The organism is Corallococcus interemptor, from assembly GCF_003668875.1.
GTDB classification, from domain to species: domain Bacteria; phylum Myxococcota; class Myxococcia; order Myxococcales; family Myxococcaceae; genus Corallococcus; species Corallococcus interemptor.
In genome coordinates this window covers 17,115-30,158 of the sequence record NZ_RAWM01000113.1, presented here as the reverse complement: position 1 = coordinate 30,158, position 13,044 = coordinate 17,115, and the positions used below count along the sequence as shown (strand labels likewise).

The 13,044-nt window shown below is 69.7% G+C and carries 8 protein-coding genes and 1 pseudogene; 6 read left to right on the top strand and 3 right to left on the bottom strand.

Annotation, left to right across the window (positions count from 1 at the left end; all coding sequences use genetic code 11):
* Nucleotides 1–617: pseudogene (locus tag D7X96_RS29885) on the bottom strand (hypothetical protein); the annotation flags it as partial.
* Nucleotides 618–963: 346 nt separating this feature from the next.
* Between D7X96_RS29885 and D7X96_RS29880 the strand changes: the two are divergent.
* The 3 genes from D7X96_RS29880 to pyrF all read left to right on the top strand — a co-directional run bounded on the left by D7X96_RS29880 (nt 964) and on the right by pyrF (nt 4,651).
* Entirely contained in the window at nt 964–2,772 is a 1,809-nt protein-coding gene (locus D7X96_RS29880; RefSeq protein ID WP_121725450.1) for an AsmA family protein, read from the top strand.
* Between the two features lie 242 nt (nt 2,773–3,014).
* A complete protein-coding gene (locus tag D7X96_RS29875; RefSeq protein WP_120552571.1) occupies nt 3,015–3,776 on the top strand; it encodes an SDR family NAD(P)-dependent oxidoreductase in 762 nt (253 codons plus the stop codon).
* Nucleotides 3,777–3,790: 14 nt separating this feature from the next.
* On the top strand, nt 3,791–4,651 hold the full coding sequence (gene pyrF, locus D7X96_RS29870; RefSeq protein WP_121725085.1) for an orotidine-5'-phosphate decarboxylase: 861 nt from the start codon (nt 3,791–3,793) through the stop codon (nt 4,649–4,651).
* Nucleotides 4,652–4,685: 34 nt separating this feature from the next.
* On the opposite strand, the gene D7X96_RS29865 is transcribed toward pyrF, so the two are convergent.
* Nucleotides 4,686–7,259: a penicillin-binding protein 1A gene (locus D7X96_RS29865; protein ID WP_120552569.1), complete on the bottom strand. Its 2,574-nt coding sequence runs from the start codon at nt 7,257–7,259 to the stop codon at nt 4,686–4,688.
* A gap of 31 nt (nt 7,260–7,290) precedes the next feature.
* Nucleotides 7,291–8,253 carry an RluA family pseudouridine synthase gene (locus D7X96_RS29860; RefSeq protein ID WP_014399245.1) on the bottom strand — a complete coding sequence of 321 codons (963 nt, stop codon included), beginning with the start codon at nt 8,251–8,253 and terminating at the stop codon, nt 7,291–7,293.
* Between the two features lie 44 nt (nt 8,254–8,297).
* Here D7X96_RS29860 and D7X96_RS29855 point away from each other — a divergent pair, with 44 nt between their 5' ends.
* The 3 genes from D7X96_RS29855 (at nt 8,298) to D7X96_RS29845 (ending at nt 13,030) form a co-directional block, all read left to right on the top strand.
* Nucleotides 8,298–9,773: a pentapeptide repeat-containing protein gene (locus D7X96_RS29855; protein ID WP_208647403.1), complete on the top strand. Its 1,476-nt coding sequence runs from the start codon at nt 8,298–8,300 to the stop codon at nt 9,771–9,773.
* 262 nt (nt 9,774–10,035) lie between these two features.
* On the top strand, nt 10,036–11,406 hold the full coding sequence (locus D7X96_RS29850) for a DUF3943 domain-containing protein (protein ID WP_233610361.1): 1,371 nt from the start codon (nt 10,036–10,038) through the stop codon (nt 11,404–11,406).
* A gap of 70 nt (nt 11,407–11,476) precedes the next feature.
* Nucleotides 11,477–13,030 carry a DUF3943 domain-containing protein gene (locus D7X96_RS29845; protein ID WP_121771306.1) on the top strand — a complete coding sequence of 518 codons (1,554 nt, stop codon included), beginning with the start codon at nt 11,477–11,479 and terminating at the stop codon, nt 13,028–13,030.
* The last annotated feature ends 14 nt before the right edge of the window (nt 13,031–13,044 follow it).

Genomic DNA, 13,044 nt, shown 5'->3' with positions numbered 1-13,044 from the left:
ACCCCCTGCCCTGCCCGCTCCACCAACTCCAACAACAGGCCGGAGTCCTCGCGCAACTTGGACTCGACACCCTCCACGAACCCCCGCCCCACCTTCGAGGCCACCTCCTCGCCCAACGGCGACAGACCGCGCGCGTCCTCCAGGATGGCCGGCAGGGACTCATGCAGCTGCTCCGTGGCCGCCTTCACCACGCCCCTCGCCATGACCTGGGCCCGCTCGCCCGGTGTGCGGATTTCGTCCGTGCGGGAGTGGGCGAAGCTCACCACCTCGGCGAAGAGCTGGTTGAGGCGCACCATGAAGCCGTGGAGGGGCAGGCCCCCGTCATTCCACTCGCGCTCCAACGCCTTCAGCGCCCCCTCCATGGCCGCGCCCGCCAGCACCTCGGTCGCGTCCGCTGACGCTCCCGGTTCACGCTCGGCGGCCTCGTGCGCCATGCGGCCCAGCACCGTGAGCAGGTCCTGGAGCAGGGTGTGCAGCTGACCGTGGCCGTCGGGGACCTCCTCGCGAAGCCCGTCCGCCGTGCCGCGCACCACGCCGGTGGCGATCTCCGTCGCCACCATGCGCTGAAGAGACAACGTCAGGTTGCGCAGCGCCTCGACGGGTCCCGTGGCTCCCATCGGTCCACCCGTCCTTCCTCAGGGGGTTCTCCTGGAGGATGCGGACCCGGGGTTGCCCGGGCAATGACATCCAGCCACGCCCTCCGCACGCCGCGCCGCTCCCCTTCCGGTGGTTCATCGCCTGTCGCATCTCCATCCCTTGGCGCAGCCCCAGACACCGGAGCGTGCTTGCATGGCGACGAAGCCCGCGAAGAAGAAGCAGCCCAACCTCCTCGTCATCCCTGGAGTGCGCCGTGGACTCCGGGGCGATGGGACGGTGTCTCGAATCCATCGCCCCGGAGTCACACGGCTTGTGCGCGGAGGCATTCCAGGGCATCCCGGGGACTCCCGCCCGGAACCCCGCGACATGACCGACACCTCGTCCCCCGATGCAGCCCCTCGCGGCAGGCGCTGGCGCCGCGTCGCCCTGTGCTCCCTGGTGGCGGTGGCGGTGCTGGAGGTCGCCCTCAACGTCGCGCTCAACACGGGCGTCACCCAGGCCATCATGGGCCGCGCGACGGACCGCACGCGGCTGACGTGGCAGCGCGCGTGGTGGCTGTGGCCCGTGGGCAGGCTCCACCTGACGGGCTTCACCCTCACCCAGCAGGACCCGGACGTCTGGTGGAAGGTGGAGGTGGACGCGCTGGAGGCGGGCATGTCCCTCACGGGCCTGTTGCGCAAGCGCGTGGACGTGGACGGCATCGACGGGCACGGCGCCAGCTTCCACCTGGAGCCGTCCAGCGCTCCCGAGGAGCCATCCGCCCCGAACAGCAAGCCCTGGGTCATCCACCTCAAGGACGTCACGCTGCACCAGGTGCGCGAGCTGGACTTCAGCCGCGTGCGCTTCGCGGGCGCGCTGGACGTCACCGGCACGCTGAACCTCCAGTCCCGCGAACGCCTCGAGGTGGACCTGCCGTCGGTGCGCGTGGCGGAGGGCTTCATCGAAGTGGACGGCCAGCGCGTGGCGCGGCTGGAAGCGCTCGACTCGCGCGCCCGGCTGGACGCGCCCTTCCAGCCCGGCAAGGGCTACGACCTGACGAAGGCCCTTGGCGGCCAGGTGAAGACGCGCATCGACGTGCTGCCCCTGGACTGGATCAACGACCAGCTGGGCGCGAGCGCCCCGGTGTCCCTGCGCGGCGGCGCCGGACGGGTGGACCTGGACCTGCGCGTGGAGCGCAACACGGTGCAGCCCGGCAGCCAGCTGAAGGCCTCCGGCGAGGCGCTGGACCTGAAGGCCGGCCCCATGCGCGCCCGCGCCCCGTGGAGCCTCCAGGCGTCCATGGGCACGGAGCCGGGGGAACAGCTGTCCGGTTCCATGCGGCTGGCCTTCGCGCCCGTGCAGGTGTCGGCGGGCCCCAAGGGCTCCGACATGGAGGTGCCGGAGATCGCCCTCTCCGTCCGCGCCCGTCGCCGGGAAGGCCAGCCCGGCCTGGACCTGAAGCCCGAGCTGCACGTCGCGAAGAGCAAGCCCCTGGACCTGCGCGTGCTCAACCCGTGGCTGGGCCAGACGCTGGAAATCGACTCCGGCCACGTGACGGTGCGCAGTGAGGAGCCCTCCAATCGAGCGAAGGCCCGCAGCGCCCTGGAGCTGCGCATGGACACGAACCTCGTGTCCGGGCGGATGGGGCCCAACAAGGTCCTCCTGCGCGCGGAGGTGGAGGTGGACGCGCGGCACCTGTCCTGGGACATGACGGAGCTGGGCCTCAGCGGAACGACGCTGCGGCTGCGCGACGTGTCCTCCAACGGCAACGTGCCCATCCGCGCCTGGAGCGGGAACTTCACCCTGCCGCGCGCCAGCCTCAGCCTCTCCCCCACGGTGCTGAAGGCGCGCTTCGCAAGCCAGCTCACCGACACACAGCCCATCGTCGCGCTGATCACCTCGTCCAAGAAGCTGCCCGGCTTCCTCACGTCCCTGCTCAACATCCCGGAGGTGGAGGTGACGGGGCAGGTGCAGATCGACGACCGCGGGCTCCAGCTGCGCGAACTGAAGGCGACGGGCAAGAGCTTCTCCCTGGAGGGCCACCTGGACCTCGTGCAGGGAAACATCACGGGCGCCCTGCTGGCGTCGCTGGGCGCGGTGACGGGCGGCATCGAGCTGAAGCCCGGCAAGCACGACGTGCACCTGCTGAACGCGACGGAATGGTTCAAGCGCCAGCCGGTGCCACCGTTCCGGTAGGCCGCACGTAGGCCGCCACGGCGCCCAGCAGCACGTCCAGGTCTTCGTCCACCACCAGGATGCAGCTCCACCAGGACATGCGCTGCCCTCCCCCGAAGAGGCCCCCTCCCCCCGTCCCTCCAGGGTGACAACGCACAGTGAACGGCGCCTCGTCCTTCCGGCGGGGGGGAGGGGTTTTGCGTGCCCTCGGGCGCGCAACCGTGCGACAAGGCAGGCCGCTGCGACACCTTTCGGAGGACGGCATGGCGGAGATGACCTACCGGACGGCGCTGGTGACTGGCGCCTCGAGCGGCCTGGGACGTGGACTGGCCCTGTGGCTGGCGAAGCACGGCGTGCGCGTGTTCGCGACGGGCCGGCGGCTGTCACAGCTGCAGGCGCTCTCCGCGGAGGCCCAGGCCGCGGGCGCCGCGGTGGAGCCCGTCGTCATGGACGTCAACGCGACGGAGGCCTCCCAGGAGCGCATCCGCGCCATCGACGCGGAGTGCGGCGGGCTGGACCTGGTGGTGGCCAACGCCGGCATCGGCGGCCCCACGCACGGCAAGCGCATGGACTGGGAGCGCACGCGCTCCATCATCGACACCAACGTCACCGGCGCCGCCGCCACGCTGTGCGCTGTGCTGCCGCAGATGGTGGAGCGCCGCCGGGGCCACATCGTCGGCGTGTCCAGCCTCGCGGGCATGCGGGGGCTGGCCGGCCACGCCGCCTACTCCGCGTCCAAGGCCTTCCTCGCCACCTTCATGGAGAGCCTGCGCGTGGACTTGAAGGGCACCGGCGTCCAGGTGACGTGCGTCTACCCGGGCTTCGTGAAGAGCGAGCTCACCGCGAAGAACCACTTCCCCATGCCCTTCCTCATGGAGACCGACGACGCGGTGGAGCGCATGGGCAAGGGCATCTTCAACGGCGCCCACGAAATCAGCTTCCCCTGGCAGCTGGCCACGCCCATGCGCCTCTTGAAGGTCATGCCCAACCCGCTCTTCGACGCCACCGCGCGCCGGCTGAAGTAACAGGAGCCCTGGCCATGACGACCTTCCCGCCCCCGTCCTTCGCCCAGCGCTTCCAGAAGCTCGCCGACGAGCGCTCCCCCTTCTGCCTGGGCCTGGACCCGTCCCGCGACGTGCTCGCCCGCTGGAACCTGCCGGACACCGTGCAGGGCCTGTCCGACTTCTGCGACCGCCTGGCGGACGCGGCGGGAGAATCGCTCGCGGTGGTGAAGCCCCAGAGCGCCTTCTTCGAGCGCCACGGCCCCGAGGGGCTCGTCGTGCTCCAGCGCGTGCTCAAGCGCTTCCGCGCCGCGGGCACCCTCGCGCTCCTGGACGTGAAGCGCGGCGACATCGGGTCCACCATGGACGCGTACGCGGAATCGCTCTTCGGCAAGGGCAGCGCGTACGACGTGGACGCCGCCACCTTCACCGCGTACCTGGGCCTGGGCGCGCTGGCGAAGACGGTGGAGCTCGCGCGCTACCACGGCGCCTGTGCCTTCATCGTCGTGCGCTCGTCCAACCCGGAGGGCGCGCCCCTGCAGAACGCCGTGGGCGGCGACGGGCTCACCGTGGCCCAGGCGGTGGCGGATGGTTTGCGCAAGCTCAACGACAAGGCCGGCCGCGGGGTGTTCCCGGCGGGCGCGGTGATGGGCGCCACGCTGCCCCCGGTGGACCGCGACGTGGTGGAGCGGCTGGGCGGCGCGCTCATGCTCACGCCCGGCATCGGCTCGCAGGGCGCGGGCTTCAGCGACCTGCCCAAGCTCTTCGCCGGCCGCGAGCGGCAGGTGATTCCCACCGCCGCGCGCTCCGTGCTGGAGGCCGGGCCGGAGGTGGCCGCGCTGAAGAAGGCCCTGGAAGCACATCAGGCGCCCTCGCGTGCGTTTCGCGAAGGCGCCTGAAGGGGCACTGCGTTTCAAAGATGCGGCGCGCGGGTTACTGCGCGCCCATCATGAACTGATCGACGCCGACCTGGTTCTTGTCGGGCACGGCCTCCTTCGGCTCGGTGCCCTTCTTGAAGAACATCAGCTCCGCGCCCTTGGCTCCGGGGCTGGACACCTTGCCCGTCTTCTTGTCGATGTAGAGCCGCGCCAGCTGCATGGACTGCCAGGGGTAGAACTCCGGCTGCGGCCGGCCCTCCAGCGCGCGCTTCATGTAGTTGAGCCAGATGGGCAGCGCCGCGCGGCCACCCGTCTCGTAGCGGCCCAGCGGGTGCGGGTTCAGGTCGTAGCCCACCCACGCCACCGTCACCAGGTCCTTGGTGTAGGCCGCGAACCACGCGTCGAAGGAGTCGTTCGTCGTGCCCGTCTTGCCCGCCGCCGGCTTGCCCAGCTTCTGCGCGGGGCCGCCGGTGCCCTGGAGCACCACGCCGCGCAACAGGTGCGTGAGGATGAAGCCCGTCTCCGCGCTCATCACCTGCTCGCCCGGCTCGAAGAGGCGCGCGTAGCCCGCGGCCACGCGGTCCTGCAGCGGGGCCCACGCGTCGTCGAATGCCGTATGGTCCTCCAGCGTGCGGCCGAAGCGGTCCTCCACCTTGCGGATGAAGTACGTGGGCTTCTTGCGGCCGTAGCGGTTGAAGGTCGCGTACGCGGAAGCCAGGTCGAACGGGTACACGCAGGACGAACCGAGCGCCGCGGAGAAGTCCATGTTCATGGGCGTCGTCAGGCCCAGCTTCTTGGACCAATCCGCCATGTTGTGCACGCCCACCGCGCCGAACGTCTTCACCGCGGGGATGTTCATGGAGTTCACCAGCGCCGTGCGCAGCAGCACGTCACCCACGAACTCCTCGCTGTAGTTGGCCGGCTTCCACGACACCTTGTTGTCCGGGTCGTGCTCCACGATGGGCGAGTCCACGATGACGGTGGCCTCCGTCCAGTTCAGCTGCTCCAGCGCCGCCGAGTACACGAACGGCTTGAAGGACGAACCCGGCTGACGGCACGCCTGGAAGGCGCGGTTGAACTCGTTGTCGTCGAAGTCGTAACCGCCCACCATCGCGGTGAGGTACTGGCGGTGCGGGTCGATGGACACGAGCGCGCTCTGGGCCTCCGGCGTCTGCTCCAGCCGGAAGAGCTTCACGCCCTCCTCGGGGATGTCCTCCGCGAGCTTCTTGTCCCACTGCTCCTTGTCGTCCGTGAGTTCCTTCTTCACCACGTGACGAAGGACGACGACGTCACCCACCGCCACGGCCTTCTTGACGGAGGTGATCATGCTCGCCGGGTAGTAGCTCTCCGGGTTCACCTTGCGCGCCCAGCGCATGCCCAACAGCGGCAGCCGGCCCTGGTGCGGCCCCACCTGCACGTCCGAACCCTTGCCGTCGTCGTCGATGCGGGTGACGACGCCCACGTAGAGGCGGTTCTCGACGAGCTCCTCCTTGCCCATGGCCTTCTTCGCCTTGGCGATGAAGGCGCTGCGCTCGGCCTCGGTGGACAGCTGCATCACCGGACCGCGCCAGCCCTGGCGCTTGTCCACGGACATCAGGCCGTCCAGCACGGAGTCCTGCGCCGCGCGCTGCCGCTCGCTGTCCATGGTGGTGAAGACCTTGAGGCCTTCCTTCAGCAGCACCGGGTTGCCGTAGCGGTCCACGATGTCCTTGCGCACCTGCTCCACGAAGTACGGGGCGAACTCGTGGAAGACGTCCTCCACCGGGTACACCTTCACCGGCTCCGCGTTGGCCTGGTCATGCTCGGCCTTCGAAATCATGCCCTCCGTCAGCATGCGGCCCAGCACGTACGAGCGGCGCTTCTTCGCGGCCTCCGGACGCAGGAAGGGCGAGTAGCGGCTGGGCGCCTGGGGCAGGCCCGCGATGAGCGTCATCTCCCCCAGCGTCAGGTCGCGCACGTCCTTGCGGTAGTAGTTCTCCGCCGCGCTCTGCACGCCGTAGCTGTGGTGACCGAGGAAGACGTTGTTCAGGTAGAGGTAGAGGATCTCTTCCTTCGTCAGCGCCTGCTCCAGCCGGAAGGCGAGGATGGCCTCGCGAATCTTGCGCTTGGGCGTCTTCGCGGTGGCCTCCTTGTAGCCCTCGGCGGAGATGAGGACCGCCTTCGCGGTCTGCTGCGTGAGCGTGGAGCCGCCCTGCACGCCGCCGCCGCGCAGCCCCAGCTTCGTCAGCACCGTCTTGGACACGGCGCGCGTGGTGCCCAGCACGTCCACGCCGAAGTGGTCGAAGAAGCTGGAGTCCTCGCTGGCGATGAACGCCTGCACGAGCCGCTTGGGGATGCGCTCGTAGGGCACCACCTTGCGCCGCTCGTTGTAGAACTCGCCGGCGAGCACCGCGTCGTCGGTGTAGACCTCCGTGACGATGGGCGGCCAGTACTCGTCCACCTTCGGGATGGCGGGCAGCCCGTCGGAGAAGATGTAGTAGGCGCCCACGACGGCGAGCACGCCCGCGGTGGCGCCCATGAGGCCCAGCACCGCGGCGAGCTTCATCAAGCGCACGAGGATGTTGCGCTTGGGCGGAACGCCGTCGAGCACCAGCTTGGAGCGGCTGCGGTCAATCTTCGGGTCGGCCATGCGTGTTTGTGTCGAGTCCTGGGCTCAAGGCTTAGAGGAGCGCCGCCCGCTTCAGCACGTCCTTCAATTCAGATGGCATGGGGGTCTCCACGACGACCTTCCTGTCATCCTCGGGGTGCGGAAATTCGATGCGCTCGGCGTGCAGGAACAACCTCTTGAGCCCCCAGCGCGCCCGCACGTCGCGGTTGAAGGCGAAGTCTCCGTACTTCTTGTCACCCGCCACCGGGTGCCCCACGGCGACCAGATGTCTTCTTATCTGATGCGTGCGCCCGGTCTCGATGGTGCAGGAGAGGAGGGCTGCCTCGCTCGACTGCCGCACGACCTTCCACCGGGTGACGGCCTCCTGCATGTTCACTCCCCGACGGGCCTTGGACTCAGCCGTCTGCTGGTGCTCGGCGAGCGGCAGGTCGATGACGCCCGAGTCCTTGGGCATCTTCCCCTTCACCAGGGTCAGGTAGCGCTTCTTCGGGTGGCCGTGGGTGAAGATTTCCGTGAAATGCACCATCGCCGGGCGGCGCTTGGCCACCAGGATGACGCCGGAGGTCTCCCGGTCCAGGCGGTGGGCGGGTGAGGCGGTGAAGTCGTTGCGGGTCGCCTTGGGCCCAAGGTAGGCGCGCACGTAGTCCACCAGGGTGCCCCCGGTGATGCCGCTGCCGGTGTGGACGGCCATCCCGCTGGGCTTGTCCACGGCCATGAGCCAGTCGTCTTCCATCAGGATGACCAGCCGGGAGGGGTCCACCGGTGGCGGCGGGGGGGGCGGACGGTCCGATTTCGGACGCTCCGCGAGGGTGAGCTGCTCTTCGGTGCCGCGGATGGTGAGCACGTCTCCTTCGACAAGCAACTGCTCTGGCTGCGCGCGCTTGCCATTCACCCGCACCTTCTTGGTGCGGATCATCTTGAAGAGGTGGCTGACGGGGACGTTGGGCATCCGCTTGCGCAGGTGCTTGTCCAGCCGCATCCCGACGGTGTCGGCTTCGATTCGGTACTCGATCATTTGTGCTGGCGCCTGGACCAGAGCACACGAATAATTCGGGGTCCATGCCGAAAGCCCCAACTATCGAGAAGCTGCTCCAGAACGGTTCCGCCGAATGGAACAAGCTGCGCAAGTCCGGCCAGGCCCCCACCGGTCAGACGGGCGCCACGTTCACGCAGCTGTTCTCCGCCAACGCCGACCTCTCCGGACTGGAGCTGGTGGGCTCCGAGTGGGAGCGCTGTGACCTGTCGAAGATGAACTTCCGGGACACGGACCTCACCAACGCCTACTTCCACGGCGGCCGCCTCCAGGACTGCGACTTCCGGGGCGCCAACCTGGAAGGCTGTGTCTTCGAGAAGCTCAAGCTCCTGCGCTGTGACTTCACGGGCGCCAAGGGTCTGGAAGACCTGGAGATGGACGACGTGGACATGGACCGCGTGACGGGCCTGGACGGCGAGGAGGCCCCGCCGCCGCCGCCCCCGCCGGTGCAGGGCATCACGGCGTTCACCCGTGAGCAGCGCGAGAAGATGCTCGGCCAGACGCACGGGGGCGGCGCGATGGACGGCGCGGCCTCCCCGCACCCGGACGAGCTGCCCCCGTTCCGGCCGCAGGACCCGCCGGGCTCGCTCTTCTTCCGGGCGCTCAAGCGCGTGGGCGCTCCCCCGCTCTGGGTGCTGGACGTGCCGGGCCTGCGTCCCCTGCTGCCGCAGCGGCTGCCGCCGGGCAGCTCCCTGGAGACGCTCTACCGCGAGGCGGTGAAGACGCGGCTGGAGAACAAGAAGCCCGCGGCGGACCCCGGCGCGGTGGAGCGCGCGCAGAAGGCGCTGCGCATGGGCGGCAAGGAGGCCAACGTCGCGGCGGTGTACCTGCGCGAGGTGGGCGTGCTGCCCCTGTTCCGCTTCGCCGCGGCGAAGCAGCTCAAGGCGGAGCTGCGCATCGAGGTGGAGGTGGACGACCTCACGGGCTCCGTGGATCCGCGCACCACGGGCGCGCTGCTGGAGCTGCGCCTGACGCACGAGGTGGTGGAGCACGTGCACGAGGTGCGTCGCCGGCTGGCGGCCGCGCAGCTGTACACGTCGCTCTTGGAGGCGGGCTTCAACCCGGAGAACAACTGGGATGAGGCGCTGGAGTCCGCGGACGCGTCGCTGGAGCTGGCGAACGCGGCCACGGGCGAGGACCGTCAGGCGCTGCTGGAGGGCTTCCAGGTGTTCGCGGCCCTGCCGGAGGAGGCGCGCCTGCGCCGCCTGGCGTACCTGGCGGAGTCCGTGTCCAACCTGGAGCTGCTCAGCCGGCTGCCGGAGGGCATGGAGCCGCAGTGGCTGTCCGGTCCGGAAGTGCGCGAGTGCCACGACCGCGAGATGACCTACGTGCAGTCGCTCAAGGCGCAGGACATCCCGGCGAAGGTGCCGGCGCTGGCCGCGGCGGAGCTGGGCGTGCCCGAGGGCGAGGTGCCCGAGGAGAGCGACGACGACCTGTTCGTGCACGTGCGCTGCGACGTGTGCGGCAAGGAGAAGCTCATCGTCCAGTCGCCGGAGGCCTGAGGCCTTCGTCACGCAGGTGAGTTGAACGACACGGCCCGGCCGGAGCGCGCCTCCCGCCGGGCCTCGTCATGTCGCGCGGCGCCAGTGTGCGGCAGGCCGTGCCACCCTCGTCCCCCGGGGAGGCGTTCCTCCCGCGCCCGGCTCCCTACCTTCAGGCCACGCGGCGTGGCACCGCGAGCGAGGGTGCGGCGGGCGGGATATGGGGCGAGTCAGGCGCGGGCGGGGGCACGGCGCAGAGGGAAGTCCGTGGCCTTCGGGTGCCGTGCTGTTCGCCTGCGGACTGCTGCTGGGCGGGCCGGCCCTGGCGCAGGAGCCGGCGCCCCCACTGCCAGCGGATGCCCCGCTGAACGAGGACGCGTCCCGGGAGCAGGTCCACCCGTGGCTCGCGGTGGGGGAGATCACCTCCATCAACGTGTTCGTCTGGACGTGGGACCGGGTCCTCGCGCAGAAGGAGTGGGCGAAGGTGGGCCCGGACACGTGGACGAAGAACCTGACCACGGGCTTCGTCTGGGACGGGGACGGCTTCCTCACCAACCAGTTCGCGCACCCGTACCACGGCAGCCTCTACTACACGGCCGCGCGCGACAACGGCGTGCCCTACGCGGCCGCCCTGGCCTTCACGCTGTTTGGCAGCGCGCAGTGGGAGCTGTTCGCGGAGAACGAGCTGCCCTCCGTCAACGACCTCATCAACACGTCCGTGGGCGGCATGGCCATTGGCGAGGGGCTCTACCGGCTGTCCTCGCTGGTGCTGGACACGGAGGCCCGGGGCGGAGAGCGCTTCGTGCGCGAGCTGACCGCCGCCGGCATGAGCCCCGTGCGCGGCTTCAACCGCGTGGTGCGCGGCGACGTGACGCGCCGCGAGCCCACCCCCGCGGACTGGCGGCCGGATGACCTGTCCATCTGGGGCACCCTGGGCTACCTCAAGCTGGGCGACGGCCGGCCCCTGGCCTGGGGCGAGGACCAGTTCTTCTTCCACGCGGCCATGCGCTACGGCGACATGTACCAGGGCGACATCCGCCGCCCCTTCGACGCCTTCGACGCGCGGGTGCAGTTCACGTCGAAGGAGAGCAGCTTCATCAGCCATGCGCGCATCCAGGGGATGCTGCTGAAGGCGTCCTTCCTGAGCACGCAGAAGGACGAGCTGCGCCTGGGCCTGCTCCAGCAGCTCAGCGTCGTGGACACGGAGGCGTACGAGCTGGGCAGCCAGTCCCTGGAGGCGGGCCTGCTGCATGAGCGCCAGCTCAGCGCGCGCTCGAAGCTGCGGACCGCGCTGCTGGTGGAGGGAAGCATCCTCACCGGCATCTCCTCCGAGCACAGCGGCAGCGATGAGAGCGGGGGCCGCAACTACGACTACGGCCCCGGCCTGGGCATGAACCTCCAGCTGGCGTACATGCGCGGAGACTGGGAGGTCCTCACGCTGGAGGCAGGCACCTCCCACATCGTGGTGCTGGATGGCTCCGGCGGCTTACACGAGGTCTTCACCGGCCAGCTCCAGGTGGACCTGCCGGTGTACAAGCGCCTGGGACTGGGTTCAGAGCTGAACTGGTTCCGCCGCCACAGCCGCTTCGACACCTACCCGGACGTGCGGAAAGACGCATACCAACTGCGAGTCTTCGTCTCCGTGCACTACTAGCCATCGCCCGCGAGGATGAGCTCCGGGGGCGCTTTTCAACACCTCACTGCTTACCTTCTGGAAGCGCGGCATGGGGCCGTGCGCGGAGGCGTGGGCGGACCGGATGGGGCACGGCGGGCGGGGGCCATGGCTGCCGCGGGGCATGGCGCTGGCGTGTGCCCTGCTCGCGGGCGCTGCGTTCGCGGACGATTCGCCCCAGGACCTGGTGCGCTCCGTTCCGGCCAACGTCATGGCCCTCTGCGCGGCCCAGCTTTCACCCGGGCAGGAGACGCAGTGGGCCCCCTGCACTCCCGCGGCCGAAGCGCCCCTCTCCCTGGTGGAGGATGCGCCCCTGATCGAGGACGAAATCCGGAGTGACCCCGGGCCCCACCCATGGATTGCGCTGGGTGAAGTCACGGCCATCAACGTGTTCGTCTGGACGTGGGACCGCTACATCGCGAAGAAGGACTGGGCGTACATCTCTCCCGCCGTCTGGAAGCAGAACCTCCGCACGGGCTTCGTCTGGGACGGGGACGGCTTCTCCACCAACCAGTTCGCGCACCCGTACCACGGCGGCCTCTATTACACGGCCTCGCGCGACAACGGCCTGGAGTACGAGTCCGCGGTGGCGCTCACGTTCCTGGGCAGCCTGCAGTGGGAGCTGTTCGCGGAGAACGAGCCGCCGTCCGCCAATGATCTCATCAACACCACCGTGGGCGGCGTGGCCATGGGCGAGGCGCTCTACCGGCTGTCCTCGCTGGTGCTGGACACGGAGGCCCGGGGCCGCCAGCGCTTCGTGCGCGAGCTGACCGCCGGCGTCTTGAGCCCCGTGCGCGGCCTCAACCGCGTGCTGCGCGGCGACGTGAACTACCACGGCGCCTCGCCCACGGAGTGGTGGCCGGACGACATCGCGGGCTGGGCCAGCCTGGGCTACCTCAAGCTGGGTGACGGCAAGTCCCTGGCCTGGGGGGAGGATCAATTCTTCATCCAGGGCACCCTGCGCTACGGCGACATGTACCGGGGCCCGCACCACCGCCCCTTCGACGCCTTCAACGCGCGCGTCCAGTTCACCTCACGGGAGACCAGCCTCGTCACCAACGCGCGGCTGCAGGGCCTGCTCGCGAAGGCCACGCTCTGGAACACCGAGCACGACGAGCTGCGCCTGGGCCTGTTCCAGCAGCTCAGCTACACGGACACGCTCGCGTATGAAGTGGGCGGCCAGTTCCTGAACGCGGGCTTCCTGCACGAGCACAAGTTCGCCAACCGCGCCCGGCTGAGGACGGCGCTGCTCGCGGACGGCAGCCTCATCACCGGCGTCTCCTCCGAGCACAACGGCAGCGACGAGAGCGAGGGCCGCGACTACGACTACGGCCCCGGCGTGGGCTTCCAGTTCCACATGGCGTACCTGCGCGAGGACTGGGAGGTCCTCACGCTGGATGCGGACGCCGAGCACGTGTTCGTGGTGGACGGCTCGGGCGGCGCGCACCGGGTGCACCAGGCCCAGCTCCAGGTGGACCTCCCCGTGTACAAGCAACTGGGGATGGGCTCGCAGCTGAACTTCTTCCGGCGACACAGCCGCTTCGAGTCCTTCCCCGCCGTGACGAAGGACACCTGGCAGCTGCGCCTCTTCCTGTCCCTGCACTGAAGGCTGAAGGACGC